At 63.0% G+C, this 18,566-nt stretch carries 20 protein-coding genes; 9 read left to right on the top strand and 11 right to left on the bottom strand.

The annotated features are described in order from the left end of the window. Positions 1–31: 31 nt before the first annotated feature. Together AC0L17_RS02160 and AC0L17_RS02155 are read right to left on the bottom strand one after the other, a co-directional pair. Positions 32–1,018, bottom strand: a complete 987-nt coding sequence (locus tag AC0L17_RS02160; protein ID WP_473514568.1) for a Gfo/Idh/MocA family protein — start codon at positions 1,016–1,018, stop codon at positions 32–34. A gap of 243 nt (positions 1,019–1,261) precedes the next feature. Next, the gene (locus tag AC0L17_RS02155) at positions 1,262–2,152 is read right to left on the bottom strand and encodes a LysR family transcriptional regulator (protein WP_473514567.1); all 891 of its coding nucleotides are present in this window, start codon (positions 2,150–2,152) and stop codon (positions 1,262–1,264) included. Positions 2,153–2,248: 96 nt separating this feature from the next. On the opposite strand from AC0L17_RS02155, the gene AC0L17_RS02150 reads away from it, so the two are divergent. After that, positions 2,249–3,244, top strand: a complete 996-nt coding sequence (locus AC0L17_RS02150) for an aldo/keto reductase (protein WP_473514566.1) — start codon at positions 2,249–2,251, stop codon at positions 3,242–3,244. A gap of 320 nt (positions 3,245–3,564) precedes the next feature. Here AC0L17_RS02150 and pheT read toward each other — a convergent pair whose 3' ends face one another. From pheT to infC, 8 genes are all read right to left on the bottom strand, one after another. Beyond that, positions 3,565–5,973, bottom strand: coding sequence for a phenylalanine--tRNA ligase subunit beta (gene pheT, locus AC0L17_RS02145; RefSeq protein ID WP_473514565.1), 2,409 nt, complete (start codon positions 5,971–5,973; stop codon positions 3,565–3,567). Beyond that, positions 5,970–6,392 carry a GFA family protein gene (locus AC0L17_RS02140; protein ID WP_473514564.1) on the bottom strand — a complete coding sequence of 141 codons (423 nt, stop codon included), beginning with the start codon at positions 6,390–6,392 and terminating at the stop codon, positions 5,970–5,972. Before AC0L17_RS02140 ends, pheT begins: the two co-directional genes overlap by 4 nt. After that, entirely contained in the window at positions 6,389–7,474 is a 1,086-nt protein-coding gene (gene pheS / locus AC0L17_RS02135; RefSeq protein WP_473514563.1) for a phenylalanine--tRNA ligase subunit alpha, read from the bottom strand. The genes AC0L17_RS02140 and pheS overlap by 4 nt, the downstream gene beginning before the upstream one ends. Before the next feature lie 95 nt (positions 7,475–7,569). Then, a complete protein-coding gene (gene rplT, locus AC0L17_RS02130; protein WP_023796882.1) occupies positions 7,570–7,971 on the bottom strand; it encodes a 50S ribosomal protein L20 in 402 nt (133 codons plus the stop codon). Between the two features lie 37 nt (positions 7,972–8,008). Beyond that, a complete protein-coding gene (rpmI, locus tag AC0L17_RS02125) occupies positions 8,009–8,212 on the bottom strand; it encodes a 50S ribosomal protein L35 (protein WP_006201248.1) in 204 nt (67 codons plus the stop codon). 171 nt (positions 8,213–8,383) lie between these two features. After that, entirely contained in the window at positions 8,384–9,040 is a 657-nt protein-coding gene (locus tag AC0L17_RS02120; protein ID WP_128244572.1) for a methyltransferase family protein, read from the bottom strand. A 51-nt stretch (positions 9,041–9,091) separates the two neighbouring features. Then, a complete protein-coding gene (locus tag AC0L17_RS02115) occupies positions 9,092–9,736 on the bottom strand; it encodes a methyltransferase family protein (RefSeq protein WP_023796884.1) in 645 nt (214 codons plus the stop codon). A 139-nt stretch (positions 9,737–9,875) separates the two neighbouring features. Further along, on the bottom strand, positions 9,876–10,412 hold the full coding sequence (gene infC, locus AC0L17_RS02110; protein ID WP_077374810.1) for a translation initiation factor IF-3: 537 nt from the start codon (positions 10,410–10,412) through the stop codon (positions 9,876–9,878). Between the two features lie 211 nt (positions 10,413–10,623). Between infC and AC0L17_RS02105 the strand changes: the two genes are divergently transcribed. From AC0L17_RS02105 to AC0L17_RS02090, 4 genes are all read left to right on the top strand, one after another. Then, a complete protein-coding gene (locus tag AC0L17_RS02105; RefSeq protein WP_287220518.1) occupies positions 10,624–11,400 on the top strand; it encodes an alpha/beta hydrolase in 777 nt (258 codons plus the stop codon). A 3-nt stretch (positions 11,401–11,403) separates the two neighbouring features. After that, the gene (locus AC0L17_RS02100) at positions 11,404–12,546 is read left to right on the top strand and encodes a benzoate/H(+) symporter BenE family transporter (protein ID WP_473514562.1); all 1,143 of its coding nucleotides are present in this window, start codon (positions 11,404–11,406) and stop codon (positions 12,544–12,546) included. A 117-nt stretch (positions 12,547–12,663) separates the two neighbouring features. Then, positions 12,664–13,134 carry a DUF2852 domain-containing protein gene (locus AC0L17_RS02095; RefSeq protein WP_473514561.1) on the top strand — a complete coding sequence of 157 codons (471 nt, stop codon included), beginning with the start codon at positions 12,664–12,666 and terminating at the stop codon, positions 13,132–13,134. 104 nt (positions 13,135–13,238) lie between these two features. Further along, positions 13,239–13,997, top strand: a complete 759-nt coding sequence (locus AC0L17_RS02090) for a M48 family metallopeptidase (protein WP_027152023.1) — start codon at positions 13,239–13,241, stop codon at positions 13,995–13,997. Positions 13,998–14,169: 172 nt separating this feature from the next. Here AC0L17_RS02090 and AC0L17_RS02085 read toward each other — a convergent pair whose 3' ends face one another. Further along, on the bottom strand, positions 14,170–14,388 hold the full coding sequence (locus AC0L17_RS02085) for a hypothetical protein (protein WP_023796889.1): 219 nt from the start codon (positions 14,386–14,388) through the stop codon (positions 14,170–14,172). 140 nt (positions 14,389–14,528) lie between these two features. Here AC0L17_RS02085 and AC0L17_RS02080 point away from each other — a divergent pair, with 140 nt between their 5' ends. The 4 genes from AC0L17_RS02080 (at position 14,529) to accD (ending at position 18,336) form a co-directional block, all read left to right on the top strand. After that, complete coding sequence (locus tag AC0L17_RS02080) at positions 14,529–15,188, top strand: phosphoribosylanthranilate isomerase (RefSeq protein ID WP_473514611.1); 660 nt, start codon at positions 14,529–14,531, stop codon at positions 15,186–15,188. Between the two features lie 33 nt (positions 15,189–15,221). Next, positions 15,222–16,472, top strand: coding sequence for a tryptophan synthase subunit beta (trpB, locus tag AC0L17_RS02075; RefSeq protein WP_473514560.1), 1,251 nt, complete (start codon positions 15,222–15,224; stop codon positions 16,470–16,472). A 2-nt stretch (positions 16,473–16,474) separates the two neighbouring features. Continuing rightward, complete coding sequence (gene trpA / locus AC0L17_RS02070) at positions 16,475–17,314, top strand: tryptophan synthase subunit alpha (RefSeq protein WP_128172852.1); 840 nt, start codon at positions 16,475–16,477, stop codon at positions 17,312–17,314. Between the two features lie 95 nt (positions 17,315–17,409). Beyond that, positions 17,410–18,336 (top strand): acetyl-CoA carboxylase, carboxyltransferase subunit beta, encoded by a 927-nt coding sequence (gene accD, locus AC0L17_RS02065; RefSeq protein WP_023796893.1) that lies wholly within the window; start codon positions 17,410–17,412, stop codon positions 18,334–18,336. Positions 18,337–18,566 lie beyond the last annotated feature (230 nt).

The raw sequence follows: 18,566 nt of genomic DNA, 5'->3' as shown, positions 1-18,566 counted from the left end.
CCCCCCGGCTCTCCTCCCCGGCTGACGATTGTCAGACCGTCTCCCAGCCTTCCTTCTCGCCGGCGCGGAAGATGGCGTCGATGACCTTCTGGTTGAGCACGGACTCTTCCAGCGTGAAGACGCGGTCGGTGCCGCCCTGTGCCGCCCGCGCGAAGGCCTCGACCTCCAGCCGGTATTGCTGCATGCCGGGGAAGCGGAACACTTGCGCCTCGCTGTGGTTCTGGTTGTGCAGCTCGATGCGATGGTGGTCGTAGATGCCGGCGTTGAACGGCGAAAGCACCTCGATGAAGCCCTTCTCGCCGTGGAACACCATCACCTGCCGCGCCGCCATCTGCGTCGACAGATAGAACGACAATTCGAAGTCGCCGAAATCGGCGCGGATCGAGGAGTAGATGTCGGTGCCGAATGTCTTGTCGCGCTCGATCGTCGCCTGGACGCGCAGCGGCTCCTTGCCCGTCGAAAAGCGCGTCGACACCGTCGGGTAGACGCCGATGTCGGGCAGCGCGCCGCCACCGAGGTCGAGCTGGTTGCGCATGTTCTTGGGATCGACATTGTAGTAGGAGAACGCGCCCTGGACATGGCGCAGCCGGCCGATGGCGCCGTTGGCGATCAGCTCGCGCACCTTGACCCATTGCGGGTGGTAGACCACCATGAAGGCTTCGCAGACCAGCACGTTTTTGGCGTCGCGCAGCTTGATCAGCGGCGGAATGTCCTTGGCGTCGAGCGCCAGCGGCTTTTCGACCAGAACATGCTTGCCGGCCTCGATCGCCTTGGCGGTCCATTCGACATGCTGGGCGGTCGGCAGCGGGATGTAGACGCCGTCGACATCCCTGGATGCGAGCAGCTCGTCATAGGAGCCGAAGGCATGGGGGGCGCCGAACCGATCGGCCAGGGCACGGGCTTTCGACAGGTCGCGGCTGGCGATCGCCGACAGCACGCCGTTCTCCGCCTCGACCATTGCGGGCAAAAGATGCTCGCGGCCGATCTTGGCCGTCGACAAAACACCCCAACGAAACATCAGGCTTCTCCCTCACGATTGCAGACGATGTGGTTTGCCTGAAATCGGCGAAAAAGCCAATGCGGATGCATGGCAGCGAGCAAGGCGATCGTCTGCGGCTTGTTCGGATGCCGGCGCTGCTCTCCGCAGAGCTTGGGTTCCTCGTCCCGCAAAGGGGGGCGAGGAAACCAGGTCCTGCAAAGGCTATCCCCTTCTACCTGTATGTGTCATGTCGAAGCCGACGACGCTCCGACAAGCCGGCTTTCATCTGCTTACCTTGAAGAAATCGACAAAGGCTCGCAGCGCCGGCCGCATCTGGCGGCGGCTCGGGTAGTAGGCGAAGAAACCGTCGAAGGGCGGGCACCAGTCTTCCAGCACGCGAACGAGCCGGCCGGTGGCCAACGCTTCGCGGACATAGTCCTCGAACAGGAAGGCAAGCCCAGCGCCGTCGGCCGCCGCATTGGCGATCAGATGGTCCTCGTCGAGGATCAGCGGCCCTTGCACCGCCAGCTCGATCTCCTCGCCGTCCTTCTCGAATTCCCAGCGGTAGAGGATGCCGCTGGAGAAACGGAAGCGGATGCAACGGTGACCGACGAGATCGTGTGGATCGCGCGGCCTGGGCATGGTCGCGAAATAGGATGGCGCGCCGACGACGGCGCCGCGAAGGTTTGGACCGATGCGCACAGCGATCATGTCGCGCTGCAGGCTCTCGCCGAGCCGGACGCCGGCGTCGAAGCCGCCTTCGACCACATCGGTGAAGCGGTCTTCGATGACGATCTCCAGCACGATGTCGGGATAGGCCGATGCAAAGGCACCGAGCCGCGGCGTCAGCGCCAGGTGGGCGGCGGTGCGCGGCACGGTCAGCCGGAGATTGCCAGCCGGCCGGTCGCGCGCCTCGACCGCCGATTCCAGCGCCAGATCGATTTCCGACAGCGCCGGCCTCAGCCGCTCGAGCAGCTGTGCGCCTTCCTCGGTCGGGGCGACGCTGCGCGTGCTGCGCGCCAGGAGCCGCACGCCAAGACGCGCCTCCAGGCTGGAAACCGCATGGCTGACTGCGGAGGGCGCTATGCCGAGATCCTTGGCCGCACCGCGAAAGCTGCCGCACTGGGCGACGGTTGCCAGCACCGCAAGTTGCGAGAGATGCGTTCGGTTCATTGATCTATCTTTTAGAACAGCCCGTGCGAGTAAGAGCCGATTATAGAACGCGGTGCAAGGCGCTATCTCTGTCGCATCACAACAAGGAGACGCGTGATGCAAACCCGCAAGCTTGGAAATGAACTTGACGTCTATCCGGTCGGCCTCGGCTGCATGGGGATGAGCTTCGGCTATGGCGGCCAGCCGGAGGTGGACGCGATCGCCACACTGCGCCGCGCCGTCGATATCGGCGTCAATTTCTTCGACACGGCTGAGGTCTATGGCCCGTACGAGAATGAGATCCTGCTCGGCAAGGCGCTGAAGCCGGTGCGTGGCCAAGTGACGATCGCGACGAAATTCGGCTTCAAAATCCTTGAAGAAGGTAACGGCGTCGAGCGCATGGCGGGTGTCGACAGCCGCCCCGAACACGTCAAGGCGGTGGCCGAAGCGTCGCTGAAGCGGCTGGGCGTCGAGGTGATCGACCTGTACTACCAGCATCGCGTCGATCCCAATGTGCCGATCGAGGATACGGTCGGCACCATGGCCGAGCTGGTGCGCGAGGGCAAGGTGCGCGCGCTCGGCCTGTCGGAGGCGAGCGCGACGACCATTCGCCGGGCGCATGCGGTGCATCCGATATCAGCCGTGCAGAGCGAATATTCGCTGTGGAGCCGCGATCCGGAGGAAGAGGTGTTCGCCGTCTGCCGCGAACTCGGCATCGGCTTTGTCCCCTACAGCCCGCTCGGCCGCGGCCTGCTGACCGGAACGATCGCCAAGCCAGAGGTGCTCGGCGCCGATGACTGGCGGCGTGGACTACCGCGCTTCCAGGCCGACGCCATGGCGGCCAATGCAGCTGTTATCGCGACGCTGGAGGCAATGGCGGCGGGCAAGGGCGTGACGCCGGCGCAGCTGGCGCTCGCCTGGGTACTGCATCAGGGCGATTTCATCGTACCGATCCCAGGCGCACGAAAAATCCGCCATCTCGAGCAGAACGCGGCAGCAGCACAGATTGCGCTGAGCCGGGCGGAAGTGGCGGCCATTGGCGAGGCCCTGTCGCCGGAGAAGGTCGTCGGCAAGCGCTACACCGAAGAGCTGCTGGCGCTGGTCAATGGGTGAACGGTGATCGACGGAGCAATCGAAACGGGGCGTTCGGCGCGCCTTTTTCGAGCGCCGCGCAATGCAAAAATAATCGCGAGACGTGGGCGCGAGACACCCCCCTCTGTCCTGCCGGACATCTCCCCCTCAAGAGGGGAGATTGAATCTCTCCGACTTTCGCCAACTGCCAACGCCGTAAGATGGCGGGACGGCGAAACAGCCATTCTCCCCCCTTGAGGGGGAGATGTCCGGCAGGACAGAGGGGGGCGCTGTCCCGCCATCGTATGCGGAGAATACTCGGCTCACACGGCACAACAGTGATCGCCATGTGCCCGCAGCCGTCACGCTCTCAGCACGCCACCAGTCTGCTTATGCACATTCTCGACGATGCGCTTTGCCAGCGCCTCGAAATCCTCGTCGGTCAGCGTCTTTTCGACCGGCTGGATCGACACTTCGATGGCGATCGATTTCTTGGCGGCGCCGAGTGACGCCCCTTCGAACACGTCGAAGACCGAGACGTTGGTGATCAGCTTCCTGTCGGCCGCAAGGGCTGCGCGGGTCAGCGTGCCGGCTTCGACCGCCTTGTCGACGACGAAGGCGAAATCGCGCTTGACCGCCTGGAACGCGGACAATTCCAGTCTCGGTTTTGTCCGCGTCGGCTTGGCCTTCGGCTCGGGCACGGCATCGATGAAAACCTCGAAGCCGCAGAGCGGCCCGGAGACGTCGAGTTCTTCCAGCGTCTTCGGGTGGAACTCGCCAAACGTGCCCAAAATGACCTTCGGCCCGAGCTTGATCGTGCCGGAGCGGCCGGGATGATACCAGGCCGGGCCGCCGGCCTCGATCTGCAGCCGCTCGACCGGCGCGCCGCAGGCTTCAAGTGCTGCGATCGCGTCGGCCTTGGCGTCGAACACGCCGACCGGACCGGCATTGCCGGCCCAGTGGCGGCCGGAGCCTTCGAGCCTGGCCGTGCCGCGCCGCACGCCGGCGGCGACGCGCCGCTGCTGGTCGGCCGCATCGCCCTCGTAGGTGCCGGACACTTCGAACAGCGCGACATCGCCGATGCCCCTGTCGGCATTGCGCTGCGCGGCGGCGATCAGGCCCGGCAGCAGCGACGGCCGCATATCGGACATGTCGGCAGCGATCGGGTTGGCGAGCTTCAGTGCGTTATGGCCGCCGCCGAACAGTTCGGCATGTTTTGCCGGAATGAACGACCAGGTGACCGCCTCCATCATGCCGCGCACCGCCAGCGCCCGCTTGGCGGCGCGGGTGCGGACCTGCAGGACAGTCAGGATCTTGGCGTTGACGGCACCATGCGCGCCGAGCGGCTGCGGCGCGATGTTGTCGACGCCATGGATGCGCATGACCTCCTCGACCAGATCGGCCTTGCCGTCGACATCCGGCCGCCAGGACGGCACCGCCACATCGACGACATCGCCCGCGCCTTCCGGCTTGAAGCCGAGGCGCGAAAGAATGGCGAGGCTCTCCTCCATGGGCACCTCTGTGCCGGTCAGCCGCCTCACTTCCGACAGCGGGAAGGAAACGATCTTCGGCGCGTGACCGGCATAGCCGACGACTTCGGTTTCGGTCGGCGTGCCGCCGCAGAAGTCCATCACCAGCTTGGTCGCCAACTCCACGCCGGGCACCATGAATTCCGGGTCGACGCCGCGCTCGAAGCGGTAGCGCGCATCGCTGATGATGCCGAGCGTGCGGCCGGTGCGAGCCGTGGTGATCGGATCCCACAGCGCCGATTCGATCAGCACGTCGGTGGTGTTCTCGTCGCAGCCGGAATGTTCGCCGCCCATGATGCCGGCGATCGATTCGACGCCGTCCTGGTCTGCTATCACGCACATGTCAGGCGTCAGCGTGTATTCGCGGCCGTCAAGCGCCAGCACCTTTTCACCGTCACGCGCCCGGCGCACGGTAAGGTTGCCGGCGACCTTGTTCGCGTCGAACACATGCAGCGGCCGGCCGCGATCGAAGGTGACGAAATTGGTGATATCGACCAGCGCGCTGATCGGCCGAAGCCCAATGGCGATCAGCCGCTGCTGCAGCCATTTCGGCGACGGACCGTTGTTCACGCCTTTCACTAATCTCAGGGCGAAGCCGGGGCAGAGCTCCGGGGCTTCGATCGTCACCTTCACCGGGCACATGCCGCTGCCGGCATGCGGCATGATCGCGCCGCCGACGAGGCGGCCGAGCCCGCTCGCCGCCAGATCGCGGGCAATGCCGTAGACGCTGGTCGCGTCCGGACGGTTCGGCGTCAAATTGATCTCTATGACCGGATCGTCGAGATGCGCATAGGCGGCGAAGCTGGTGCCGACCGGCGCATCGGCCGGCAGATCGATGATGCCGTCATGCTCTTCCGAAAGTTCCAGTTCGCGCTCGGAGCACATCATGCCATGGCTTTCGACGCCCCTGATCTTGCCGACCGTCAGCGTCACGTCGATGCCCGGAATATAGGTGCCGGGTGCTGCAAAGGCGCCTATCAGGCCCGCGCGGGCGTTCGGCGCTCCACATACAACCTGCACGGGTGCCTTGCCGTCTCCGGTATCGACCGTCAGCACGCGCAACCGATCGGCATCGGGGTGCTGCACCGCCGCCAGCACCTTGGCAATGACGAAGGGTTTTAGGCTCGATCTGTCGTCGACATGCTCGACTTCGAGGCCGATCGAGGTCAGCCGCTCGACGATCTCGTTGAGCGAGGCGTCGGTCTCGAGGTGGTCCTTGAGCCAGGAGAGGGTGAATTTCATGACTGTGTTCCGTCTGGTCTGGGCACGCTGGTCTTCAGATGTCTCGGCAAGTCATCCGGCATGTGCACGAAGGGAAGCTGCTCGCGCACATGGGCGTGGTGCGTCGGCTTGAAATAGGCCGGCATGTCCATGGCGCCGAGCATGAAATAGATGTGGTCGGGCAGCCGCTCATCGACATAGGCGATCGGCGAGCCGCAGATGCCGCAAAAGGAGCGCGTCACCGGCCCGTTCTCGAACATCTTCAGCGCCTTACCCGTGAAGGCGACCTGCTCGGTGATGAAGCCGACGAAGGCCGATACCGGCGCGCCGCTGGCCCGCCGGCAATCGCCGCAATGGCAATAGCTGACATGGTGCGGTTCGGCCGAAGCCTCGAACCGCACGGCGCCGCAGCGGCAGCCGCCGGTGTGGGCCGCTGTCATGTGCTCAAGCCTGCGAACAGCGTCGGCATGTCGAGCGGCCGGAAGCCGTAATGCGACAGCCAGCGCACATCGGCGTCGAAGAAGGCGCGCAGGTCCGGCATGCCGTATTTCAGCATGGCGATGCGATCGATGCCCATGCCCCAGGCAAAGCCCTGATATTCGTCGGGATCGAGCCCGCCATATCTCAGCACATTGGGGTGGACCATGCCGCAGCCGAGGATCTCCATCCAGTCGGAGCCTTCGCCAAAGCGCACCTCGCCCGGCCGCGAACGGTCGCACTGGATGTCGACCTCCATGCTGGGTTCGGTGAACGGGAAGAAGCTCGGCCGGAAGCGCATCTTGACCTGGCGTACCTCAAAGAATGCCTTGCAGAACTCCTCCAGCACCCATTTCATGTTGGCGACGTTGGCTGATCTGTCGATCACCAGCCCTTCGACCTGATGGAACATCGGCGAGTGCGTGGCATCGGAATCCTGGCGGTAGGTTTTTCCGGGAATGACGATGCGGATCGGCGGCTTCTGCATCTCCATGGTGCGGATCTGCACCGGCGAGGTGTGGGTGCGCAAAAGCTTGCGCTCGCCCTTCTCGTCCGGCTGGAAAAAGAAGGTGTCATGCATCTCGCGCGCCGGATGGCCTTCCGGGAAGTTCAGCGCGGTGAAATTGTAGTAATCGGTCTCGATATCGGGACCTTCGGCGATGGCAAAGCCGAGGTCGCCGAAGATCGCGGCAATCTCGTCGCTGACCTGGCTGATCGGATGGATGCGGCCGCGCTCGGCCGGCGATTGCCGCACCGGCAGTGTGACGTCGACCTTTTCCGCCGCGAGCCGTGCCGCGATCGCTGCGTCCTTGAGTTCGGCGCGGCGCGCGGTAAGCGCCTCGGTGACGCGGTTCTTGAGACCGTTGATCGCCGGGCCTTTTATCTGGCGCTCTTCTGCGCTCATCGAGCCGAGCGTCTTCAGCATTTCGGAGACCGAGCCCTTTTTGCCGAGCGCTGAAACACGCACGGCTTCGATCGCCTGCTCGTCGGCGGCCGACGAAATGTCGCTCATCAGGGAATTTTCGAGAGTTTCCATGTCACTCATGTTTCAGACTCGATTGAAGGCAAAGAAAAACCCGCGCCAGCCCTGCCAGCGCGGGTTTCCCAAATCAAGTGTCGATGTGCTTGGGAAGGCGCTGGTTAGGCTACAGCGCTTTCAAAAGCGTTCGGCGTGGTGTTCTTGAGGTACTCGAGCGCGACCTTGGCCTTGGCCACAAGGGCGGCAAATGCCTGCGGCTCGTGGATGGCCATGTCCGACAGGACCTTGCGATCGATCTCGATACCGGCCTTGTTGAGACCGTCGATGAACCGGCCATAGGTCAGGCCATGCTCGTGGGTCGCGGCATTGATGCGCTGGATCCACAGAGCGCGGAACGAACGCTTACGGTTCTTGCGGTCGCGGTAGGCATACTGCAGCGACTTTTCCACCGCCTGCTTGGCGATGCGAATGGTGTTCTTGCGGCGGCCGTAGAAACCCTTGGCGGCTTTCAGGACCTTTTTGTGTTTGGCGTGCGAGGTGACGCCTCTTTTTACGCGTGCCATGTCATGATCTCCTTAAAACTTGTCCAGACCGAATGCCTTAGAGGCCGTTCGGCAGAAAATTCTTGATGACCTTCTTGCCATCCGGTTCAGCCAGAACCATCGTGCCGCGGGCATTTCGAATGAACTTGTTGGAACGCTTGATCATGCCGTGACGCTTGCCGGCCGCAGCCGACAGGACTTTACCCGTACCTGTGATCTTGAACCGCTTCTTGGCGGCTGACTTGGTCTTCATCTTGGGCATTTTGCTACTCCGTTTATGTGCGCATCATCGCGCTTTTTGTTCGCTTCAGGCCGACCAAAGCCCGAAAAGCAAATGAAACCGCCACGGCATGCCCTGCCGGGCGGTTTTTGGGAACGGCGGTGCTATACGTCAAAGCGGGCCGGCGTGCAACACCTTGTGCCGCACCTTGGCCTAAGGAAAACGGAACAGCACCGGCAGTATGCCCGATTGCTGGGCGGCGTCGATCGATTCGAAAAACGGCATGGCAACGAGGAACACCAGTCCGTCCAGCAGCGTCGTCCGCAGCAGGCGCGGCTTGAAGCCGCCGGTGTCGCCTTCCTGATACAGCGAAAGCTTCGGGAAAAAGCGCGGCACTCGCGCCATATAGGCCTGGAATGGCGTTCCGAAGGCCTCCTTCAGGAACGTCTCTTCGCGCAGGATGACGACATGAAAGGCGGCGGCGCAAATCACCGCGAAACCGATCGCCGCAGTGATCGAGCCCATCTGTGCGCCGACGCCGGCGGCAGCTATCGAGGAGAAGACATAGAGCGGATTGCGGGTGATCGAATAGGGTCCGCCGGTAACCACCTCGGAGGATTTGCGTCCGCCGATATAGAGCGTCGACCACAAGCGCCCGACAATGCCAAGAAAGATCAGCAGGACGCCGACCATTTCGATCGTTTCGTGCGGCACGCTTTCGGGAGGAAAAGCAGACTGGCCAAACAGCAGCGCTGCGAACATGACGACCACGAGGGCGGCAAGCACCATCCTGCGCGCGTGCTGATACCTGCCCAGCGCACGCCTGGCCTGCGCTTGTTCGGCCTGCGCCGATTTAACTTCATTGAGCATGTAGGGAATCCAATCGTCGAGGAACTTGCCGGCGATCGCGGCATCCGCAGTTCAATACAGCCAGAAGAGGACGGGAATTACACCGCTTTCCTGTCCGGACTCGATGAGTTCGAAAAACGGTACGGAAGCCACGAACATCAAGCCGTCGCGCAGCGTGTGATTGAAAATGCGCGGTGTAAAGGTGACCTCGGCCTGATCGCGATAAAGCCGGGGATTGGGAAAAAACCGCGGCACCCGTGCGATGTAGTCCTTGTACGGCGCCCCGAGCACGGTCGTCAAATGCCGTTCCTCGCGCAGCGTGACGATGTAGAACGCGGCCGCGCACAAAACCGCCGACGCCACCGAGACGATCACGCTGCCGGTCTGGGCGCCGATGCCGGCGGCCCCTATGGTGGAGAAAAAATACAGCGGGTTGCGCATCACCGAATAGGGGCCGGTAGCAACCAGTTCGGCCGACTTGCGGCCGCCGATATAGAGGATCGACCAGAGCCGGCCGCCAATCCCGATCAGTATCAGGGCGATGCCGTACTGCCCCTCTATGCGTTCGTGGCCTAGTTCATCGTGGGTGGAGCCGCCGAAGATCAGCAAAGCGCAAAAAGCACCGATCAGCAGCGCCAGCAGGACGCGCCGGCGCCGCTGATAGCGACCCATTTCGTCGAACGATCTTTCAATCGGAGAACGTGCCGCAGCGGCCATGGACAATCCTTTCGCCGCGAGGACCGGCAACCGGAATCCTTGTCGATGCAACTTGCGGAGAAATCATGGCGAAGACAAAAACAAACAAAAGGCCGCCGAAGCGGCCTTTGCCTTGACGGGACCGCTTTAGCGGAATCGCTTAGCGGGGCGCCAGCACCATCATCATCTGGCGGCCTTCGAGCTTCGGTTCGGCTTCGACTTTGGCGATGGGTGCAACTTCCTCGCGAACCTTGTTCAAAAGCTGCATGCCGAGTTCCATATGCGCCATCTCGCGGCCGCGAAAGCGCAATGTCAGCTTGACCTTGTCACCTTCCTCGAAAAACCGCCGGACCGCTTTCATCTTGGTCTCGTAGTCATGGCTGTCGATGTTCGGGCGCATCTTGATCTCTTTGATCTCGATGACCTTCTGGTTCTTGCGCGCCTCGGCCGCCTTCTTCTGGTTGGCGTATTTCAGCTTGCCGAGATCGAGAATTTTTACGACGGGCGGCACTGCGTTGGGCGATATCTCGACCAGATCGAGCCCAGCCTCTTCGGCGAGCAGCAATGCGTCGTTGATGGAGACATCGCCATGGTTGTGGCCTTCGGCGTCGATAAGCTGGACCCGGGGAACCCGGATGTCACGGTTGGAGCGCGGGCCCTCCTTGGTGGGCGCCGTTGCTTTGAAAGGTCTGCGAATGGTCGTGGTCTCCTTGAGCCGTTTCGTTCGGGGTTTTCAATTCAGAATTGCGAACGCGCCAATGTGGTGAGCGCGCGGCCGGAGTCAATAGCACAGCGCTCACAGGAAATCACCTGTTCCCTGACTTCTGCCTGCACCAAACGAAGAAAGTTGCCGAGCACTTTTCGTTGAACCGTCCGCTGTGTCAAAAGACCTGCGTGAGGAGTGAGCCATGACCGCACCGGTTTTTCTCGACGTCGACGGAACCAGCATCGCTGTCAGGCGCGCTGCGGGTGCCGAGCCAGGCATTGTCTGGCTCGGCGGCTACAAGTCGGACATGCTGGGCACCAAGGCCGAGAAGCTGGCGGAATGGGCGAGCGGGCAAGGCCGGGCTTTCCTGCGCCACGACTATTCCGGTCACGGCGAATCGGGCGGCGCCTTTGCCGACGGCACCGTCTCGAACTGGCTTTCGCAAAGTCTCGCCGTCTTCAATCATTTCACGCAAGGCAGGCAAATCCTGGTCGGCTCCTCGATGGGCGCATGGATCGCGCTGCGCATGGTCCAGGAATTGCGCCAGGAATTGCACACGCCAGGCGAGAACCGCATCGCCGGTCTGGTGCTTCTAGCGCCGGCGCCGGATTTCACCGCCGAGTTGGTCGAGCCGGCGCTGACCAAAGCGCAGAAGCGCGATCTTGCCAAAAAAGGTTTTTTCGAGGAGCCGTCGGACTATTCGGCCGAGCCTTACATCTACACCCGAGCGCTGATCGAGGACGGCCGCAACAACCGGGTGCTGACCGGGCCGATCGACACCCACTGCCCCGTCCACATATTGCAAGGGCTGGCCGATGCCGACGTGCCGCCGAGCCATGCGCTGAAACTGGTCGGCCTGCTGCCGGCCGACGACGTCACGCTGTCGCTGATCCCCGACGGCGACCATCGCCTGTCGCGGCCTCAGGATCTCGACATGCTGGTGCGGGCGGTCGATGCCATCGTGCGGCAGGCAGGCTAGGACATGCGCATTTCCATTCCGGTATCCGCCTTCGTTGCAGCGATTGTCGGCTTCGGCGGCACGTTGGCCATCGTCATTGCCGCCGCCAAGGCAGTCGGCGCGACGCAAGTCGAAACCGCGAGCTGGGTGACGGCGATCTGCCTCGCGATGGCGATCGAGAGCCTGTGGCTGTCGTGGCGCACCAGGATGCCGGTCATCGCCGCATGGTCGACGCCGGGGGTGGCGCTGATCGCGGCATCGAGCGGCTTTTCGATCAACGAGGCCGTCGGCGCCTTCATCGTCACCGGGATTTTGCTGATTGCCACCGGCCTGTTCAGGCCGTTGACCAAGCTGATCGCCAGGATACCGGCCTCGGTCGCGTCGGGGATGCTCGCCGGCATCGTCGTCACCTTCGCCATCAATGCGGTGAAGGCGATTCCCGTCGACCCGTGGCTGATCCTGCCGCTGATCGCCGCCTTCTTTGTCATCCGCCTGTTCAATCCGGCGCTCTCGGTGCTGACGGTGCTGATCGGCGGCGGCGCTGCCGCGTTCCTCACCGGCCGGGTCGGTGGTCTGCCGACCCCGGAACTTTCGACATTGACGCTGATTGCGCCGCAGTTCACCGTCACGGCGATCATCGGCCTGGCGCTGCCGCTTTATCTCGTCACCATGGCCTCGCAGAACCTGTCCGGCCTCGCCGTGCTGAGGGCGGCGGGCTACCACCCGGAACCCGGCCCGCTGATCGGCGTCACCGGCCTGCTTTCGCTGCTGTCGGCACCATTCGGGGCCTCGACCACCAACCTGGCGGCGATCTCGGCGGCGATCTGCACCGGCCCCGACGTGCATCCCGATCCGGGCGAGCGCTGGAAGACCGGTCCCTTCTACGCGCTTGCCTACCTCGTCTTCGCCATTTTCGGCGCCTCGCTGGTGGCGATCTTCGCCGTGCTGCCGCAGAGCCTGATCGTGCTTGTCGCCGGACTGGCGCTGATGGCGCCGCTCGCCAACGCGCTGTCGATCGCCTTGAAGGAAGACGGCGAACGCATGGCCGCTACCGTCACCTTTGCCGTCACCGCCTCGGGGCTGACGCTGTTCGGCGTCGGTGCGGCGTTCTGGGGCCTGATTGCGGGCCTGGTCGTCCTTTTCCTTGAAACGCTCAAAAAGCGATAATCATTTCAAACGCTTGTCCGGTTTTGGCCGACACTGTCTTGAATCGCCGTTTTTCTCATCCCATTTCGATTCCACGCAGCCGGGATTGGCTGTCTCCAACTGAAGGATTGGGAGAAAATGAACACATCTGCATTGATCCGTCCGGCCTGGACGCCGGCGACCATCGCTCTGATGGTGATCGGTTTTATGGTGTTCTGGCCGCTCGGCCTCGCCATGCTCGCCTACATCATCTGGGGCGACCGGCTTGACGGCTTCAAGCGCGACGTCAACCGCGCGACCGACGGCATCTTCGCCGGCTGCCGCCGCGGTTCCGACAAAGCGGCGCGCTGGGGCCACGGCTCCGCCCGCACCGGCAACGTCGCTTTCGACGACTGGCGCGAAAAAGAACTCGAGCGGCTCAATGAAGAGCGCCGCAAGCTCGACGAGATGCTGAGCGAGTTCGACGAATACGCCAGGGAATTGCGTCGCGCCAAGGACCAGGAAGAGTTCGACCGCTTCATGGCAAACCGCAACAAGTCGACGTCGCCCACAACCAGCGGCCCCACAACCGGAGGTGGCAAGTCCACGCCAGGCCTGCTTGACGAGTAAGTCACTTGCCTCGACATAAATAATAATCAAAAACGGCGTCGCGTCAGCGGCGCCGTTTCTTTTTTGTTCTATTCGTTTTCCTCGAATCGCGTATCGTCCCGGCCATGTCATTCGGCTTCTTCCGCAACCTGACCAAACCCAGGCCCGCCCCCGTCGTGGAGCGGGAGCATTGTGTTGCCGGCCGCACACTGCCGCTCAAGATCGTCGAGAGCGACCGGGCGCGGCGATTGACGCTGCGCATCGATTCCGGTGGCCGGGGCCTGCGCATCACCGTGCCACCGGGCCTGCGGCGAGGCGAGGTGGAAAAATTCCTTGACCGCCATCAGGACTGGCTGGAGCAGCGGCTGGCCAAGGTGCCCAACCGGCCGCAGGTGCGGCCCGGTATCAAAATACCGGTGCGCGGCGTGCCGCATCGCATCGTTCATGAGCCCTCGAAACGCGGTACCGTCACGCTGTCGTGCGACGAACGCGGTCCGCTGATGATCGTGCATGGCGAGCGCGTGCACCTGCCGCGCCGCATCGCCGATTTCCTCAAGCGCGAGGCCAAGCGCGAGATCGAGCGGTTGGTGGTCAGGCACACCGGGACGATCGGCAAGCGCGCCAAGGCAATCCGCTTCAAGGACACGTCGAGCCGCTGGGGGTCATGCACGTCGGACGGCAACCTGTCGTTCTCCTGGCGGATCATGATGGCGCCGCGACCGGTCATAAACTACCTCGTCGCGCATGAGGTGGCGCATCTCAAGGAGATGAACCACGGCCCGAAATTCTGGAAATTGTGCGAGCAGCTCTGCCCCGACACCGAGCGCTGCAAGGACTGGCTCAAGCGCAATGGTGGCGCGCTGCAAGCGATCATGTTCGAGTAGGATGCCGAATAAAACTGTAGCGATCCATCGCCCCGCCCCCGTCTGTGAGTAGTGATTGGTGAATAGTGAATGGTGAATGGTAGTGAGTAGTGAGTAGTGAGTAGTGAGTAGTGATAGCCTCCTTCACTATTCACTATTCACTATTCACTATTCACTATTCCTGCACTGCCGCTCAGTCGTCATTCGCCGCGTTCAACTCCTCTGGGCGCAGCCCCTCGTCGGTATGGCGCGGCCATGGCAGGAAGTCCTTCTTGAAGGCGTTGCTGCCGAAATAGTCGAGCGCGCGGTGGGCCTCGGCGCCGTTGAAGGCGGCCTTGTCCATCAGATGAGCGATGACCTCGCGAGCCTGGGCGACTTTTTGCCTGAGTTGGGCGACGGTATCGTCTGCCATGCTTGTTTGCTCCCGCCTGTATTATCTGAAGTAAGTAGCCCGTTCCGCTCTCTTGTCTTAGGAAGGTAGCGCGTTCCGCGCCGGTGGCAAACATGCGCTTTTTCTCGACTCTTTTGCCGTTTCGTGCCAATCCCCGCGTCATGGCGCTCGACATCAAGATATGCGGACTGAAGACCGACAGGGCATTGGCCGCGGCATTGGCCGGCGGCGCCAGCCATGTCGGCTTTATTTTCTTTGCCAAAAGCCCGCGCTATGTCGAGCCGGCGGAAGCCGGCCGCTTGCGCGAAGCGGCAATCGGCAAGGCCAGGGCGGTTGCCGTGACAGTCGACGCCGGCGATGCGTTTCTGGATGAAATCGTCGAAAAAATGCAGCCCGACATGCTGCAGCTGCATGGCTCGGAAACGCCGGAGCGGGTGGCCGAGATCAAGGCCCGCTATGGCCTGCCGGTGATGAAGGCGCTGCCGGTCAGCGAGGCTGCCGACCTGGAGCGGACAAGACCCTTCGTCGGCATTGCCGACCGTTTCCTGTTCGACGCCAAGCCGCCGAAGGGTTCGCAACTGCCGGGCGGCAACGGCATTGCTTTCGACTGGCGCATTCTGGCCGGCCTTGACGCAGGCGTCGATTACATGCTTTCCGGTGGGCTCAACGCCGCCAACATCGGCGATGCCTTTCGGCTTGCCAACCCGCCCGGACTAGACGTTTCCTCAGGCGTGGAAAGCGCGCCGGGCGTCAAGGATCCGGCGCTGATCGAACAGTTTTTCCGGGCCCTCAAGGCAGCACGCGACAGCCGCGCCGCCTGACCGTGCTTCAAACCACAAGCTAGGAGATCGGCGATGAATAAGCCGGCGATACCCAATTCCTTCCGCACCGGACCCGACGAGCAGGGCATGTTCGGCATCTTCGGCGGTCGTTTCGTTGCCGAAACATTGATGCCGCTGATCCTCGACCTCGAGCGGCACTGGAACGAGGTCAAGGACGATGCGGATTTCAAGGCCGAACTGACTGACCTTTCGACCCACTATGCCGGGCGGCCGTCGAAGCTTTATTTCGCCGAAGGCCTGACCAGGCATCTTCGCGAAATTTCCGCGGCTAAGGGCCTCGGGGGCGGCGCAAAGGTCTATTTCAAGCGCGAGGATCTGAACCACACCGGCTCGCACAAGATCAACAACTGCCTCGGCCAGATCCTGCTGGCCAAGCGCATGGGCAAGAAACGCATCATCGCCGAGACCGGCGCCGGCCAGCACGGCGTGGCGTCGGCCACCGTGGCGGCGCGTTTCGGCTTTCCGTGCGTCGTCTATATGGGCGCCACCGACGTCGCCCGGCAAAGCCCGAACGTCTTCCGCATGAAGCTGCTCGGCGCCGAGGTGCGGCCGGTGACTGCCGGCCACGGCACGTTGAAGGACGCCATGAACGAAGCTCTTCGAGATTGGGTAACCAATGTCGAGGATACCTACTACCTGATCGGCACCGCCGCCGGCCCGCACCCCTATCCGGAGCTGGTGCGCGACTTCCAGTCGGTGATCGGCATCGAGGCGCGCGCCCAGATCCTCGAGCAGGAAGGCCGGCTGCCGGACACCATCATCGCCGCCGTCGGCGGCGGCTCCAACGCCATCGGCCTTTTTCACCCGTTCCTCGACGACCGCAGCGTAAAGATCATCGGCATCGAGGCCGGTGGCCGCGGCCTCGACGGCATCGAGCATTGCGCCTCAATGAACGCCGGCGCGCCCGGCGTGCTGCACGGCAACCGCACCTATCTCCTGCAGAACGCCGACGGGCAGATCATGGACGGGCATTCGATTTCGGCCGGCCTCGACTATCCCGGCGTCGGGCCGGAGCATTCCTGGCTGCGCGACAGTGGCCGCGTCGACTATGTGCCTGTTCTCGACGACGAGGCGCTGGAGGCGTTTCAGTTGACGACACGCGTCGAAGGCATCATTCCGGCGCTCGAATCCGCCCATGCCATCGCGCATGCGGTGAAGATCGTGCCCGCCATGGACAAGGACCAGATCGTCATCGTCAACCTGTCCGGCCGCGGCGACAAGGACGTGCATACGGTGGCCAATATGCTGGGCATGGAGATCTGATCATGACCACCCGCATCGACCGCCGTATGGCCAAGCTGAAGGCCGAAGGGCGCCCGGCACTCGTCACCTATTTCATGGGCGGCGACCCCGACTACGACACCTCGCTGTCGATCATGAAGGCATTGCCCGGCGCCGGCAGCGACATCATCGAGCTCGGCATGCCGTTTTCCGATCCGATGGCCGACGGCCCGGCGATCCAGGCGGCCGGCCTGCGCGCGCTGAAAGGCGGGCAGACGCTGGTCAAGACGCTGAAGATGGCGTCGGAATTCCGTGCCGCCGACAATGAAACGCCGATCGTTTTGATGGGCTACTACAATCCGATCTACATCCACGGCGTCGACCGCTTCCTCGGCGATGCGCTGGCCAGCGGCATAGACGGGCTGATTGTCGTCGACCTGCCGCCGGAAATGGATGAGGAGCTGTGCATTCCGGCGCTGAAGGCCGGCATCAATTTCATCCGGCTGGCGACGCCGACCACCGACGACAAGCGCCTGCCCAAGGTGCTGCAGAACACCTCCGGCTTCGTCTATTACGTGTCGATGACCGGCATCACCGGCTCGGCGCTTGCCGACACCGGCAAGGTGGCGGCGGCGGTTGGGCGCATCAAGGGCCATACCGACCTGCCGGTCTGCGTCGGCTTCGGCGTCAAGACCGCCGAGCAGGCACGCATCATCGGGGCGTCGGCCGACGGCGTCGTCGTCGGCACTGCGATCGTCAATGCGGTCGCCAATGTTCTGGGGCCGAAGGGCGAAAAGACCGCCGACCCGGCCGAGGCGGTCGCCACGCTGGTCAGCGGGCTTTCGCAAGGCGTGCGCGCGGCCCGCCTTGCTGCCGCCGAATAGTCTTGATCTTCTGGTTGACCATGATCTCCACCGAAAACCGGTTTCCACTTTTCGGGATCATGGTCTAACTCTTCGTCAGGACAGGAGCCGAAGCGATGAACTGGATCACCAACTACGTTCGACCGAAGATCAATTCGATGCTCGGCCGGCGCACCGACATGCCTGAAAACCTCTGGATCAAGGATCCGGAGACCGGCGAGATGGTCTTCCACAAGGATCTGGAGCAGAACCAGTTCGTCATCCCGTCCTCCGGCCATCACATGAAGATCTCGGCCAGGGAGCGGCTGAGATTCTTCATGGACGACGGCAAGTACGAGATGCTCGAAAACCCCAAGGTGGTGCAGGATCCGCTGAAATTCCGCGACGAGAAGCGCTACACCGACCGGCTGAAGGACGCCAAGGCCAAGACCGGGCTGGAGGACGCGATCATCAATGCGCTGGGCACCGTCGAAGGCCTGCCGGTGGTGGTGACCGTGCAGGACTTCGCATTCATGGGCGGCTCGCTCGGCATGGCCGCCGGCGACGCCATCGTTCGTGGCTTCGAGGTTGCAGTGCAACGCAAGCGGCCGCTGATCCTGTTCGCGGCCTCCGGCGGCGCCCGCATGCAGGAGGGCATCCTGTCGCTCATGCAATTGCCGAGAACCACGATCGGCGTCGATCGGCTGAAGGAAGCCGGTCTTCCCTATATCGTCGTTCTGACCAATCCGACTACCGGCGGCGTCACTGCCTCCTACGCCATGCTGGGCGACGTGCACATCGCCGAGCCCGGCGCGCTGATCGGCTTTGCCGGGCCGCGCGTCATCGAGCAGACGATCAGGGAAAAGCTGCCCGACGGCTTCCAGCGCTCCGAGTATCTGATGGAGCACGGCATGGTCGACATGGTGGTGTCGCGGCTGGAGATGCGCCAGACGATCGCACGGCTCCTGAAAATGCTGCTCAAGCTGCCGGAAGAAGAAAAGCCGCTGGAACCGGAAATCCTGCCGCCGGTGGCGGTCCCGGCGGAAGCACGCCCGCAAGCCTGACGCGACATCCGTCGTCGCGAACCGCGATTGCGCGCCATCTGTGGCGCTGTAGCATCTTGATTTCACGCATGATTCCTTTCCGAAAATCGATTTCGATTTTTCGGGGTCATGCACCTAAAGCGCGTAGTATTTGAACGGATTCATGCAACGCGCTTTAGGTTCTTGTTTTTACGCATGTCGTTGTCGCAAAACCGCTGCGCACTTTTGCGCGACATGCATTAGGATTCTCC

It is taken from the genome of Mesorhizobium sp. WSM4829 (genome assembly GCF_055811475.1).
This window is presented reverse-complemented; position numbering and strand designations above follow the sequence as displayed.

Excerpts from the sequence above, each read along its gene's own strand:
- AC0L17_RS02150 (WP_473514566.1), top strand. The coding sequence starts at position 2,249 with ATGCAAACCCGCAAGCTTGGAAATGAACTTGACGTCTATCCGGTCGGC.
- AC0L17_RS02155 (WP_473514567.1), bottom strand. The coding sequence starts at position 2,152 with ATGAACCGAACGCATCTCTCGCAACTTGCGGTGCTGGCAACCGTCGCC.
- accD (WP_023796893.1), top strand. The coding sequence starts at position 17,410 with ATGAACTGGATCACCAACTACGTTCGACCGAAGATCAATTCGATGCTC.
- rpmI (WP_006201248.1), bottom strand. The coding sequence starts at position 8,212 with ATGCCCAAGATGAAGACCAAGTCAGCCGCCAAGAAGCGGTTCAAGATC.
- AC0L17_RS02080 (WP_473514611.1), top strand. The coding sequence starts at position 14,529 with ATGGCGCTCGACATCAAGATATGCGGACTGAAGACCGACAGGGCATTG.
- AC0L17_RS02090 (WP_027152023.1), top strand. The coding sequence starts at position 13,239 with ATGTCATTCGGCTTCTTCCGCAACCTGACCAAACCCAGGCCCGCCCCC.
- AC0L17_RS02105 (WP_287220518.1), top strand. The coding sequence starts at position 10,624 with ATGACCGCACCGGTTTTTCTCGACGTCGACGGAACCAGCATCGCTGTC.
- pheS (WP_473514563.1), bottom strand. The coding sequence starts at position 7,474 with ATGAGTGACATGGAAACTCTCGAAAATTCCCTGATGAGCGACATTTCG.
- pheT (WP_473514565.1), bottom strand. The coding sequence starts at position 5,973 with ATGAAATTCACCCTCTCCTGGCTCAAGGACCACCTCGAGACCGACGCC.
- AC0L17_RS02100 (WP_473514562.1), top strand. The coding sequence starts at position 11,404 with ATGCGCATTTCCATTCCGGTATCCGCCTTCGTTGCAGCGATTGTCGGC.
- trpB (WP_473514560.1), top strand. The coding sequence starts at position 15,222 with ATGAATAAGCCGGCGATACCCAATTCCTTCCGCACCGGACCCGACGAG.
- AC0L17_RS02120 (WP_128244572.1), bottom strand. The coding sequence starts at position 9,040 with ATGCTCAATGAAGTTAAATCGGCGCAGGCCGAACAAGCGCAGGCCAGG.
- AC0L17_RS02085 (WP_023796889.1), bottom strand. The coding sequence starts at position 14,388 with ATGGCAGACGATACCGTCGCCCAACTCAGGCAAAAAGTCGCCCAGGCT.
- AC0L17_RS02095 (WP_473514561.1), top strand. The coding sequence starts at position 12,664 with ATGAACACATCTGCATTGATCCGTCCGGCCTGGACGCCGGCGACCATC.
- AC0L17_RS02115 (WP_023796884.1), bottom strand. The coding sequence starts at position 9,736 with ATGGCCGCTGCGGCACGTTCTCCGATTGAAAGATCGTTCGACGAAATG.
- AC0L17_RS02160 (WP_473514568.1), bottom strand. The coding sequence starts at position 1,018 with ATGTTTCGTTGGGGTGTTTTGTCGACGGCCAAGATCGGCCGCGAGCAT.
- rplT (WP_023796882.1), bottom strand. The coding sequence starts at position 7,971 with ATGGCACGCGTAAAAAGAGGCGTCACCTCGCACGCCAAACACAAAAAG.
- AC0L17_RS02140 (WP_473514564.1), bottom strand. The coding sequence starts at position 6,392 with ATGACAGCGGCCCACACCGGCGGCTGCCGCTGCGGCGCCGTGCGGTTC.
- trpA (WP_128172852.1), top strand. The coding sequence starts at position 16,475 with ATGACCACCCGCATCGACCGCCGTATGGCCAAGCTGAAGGCCGAAGGG.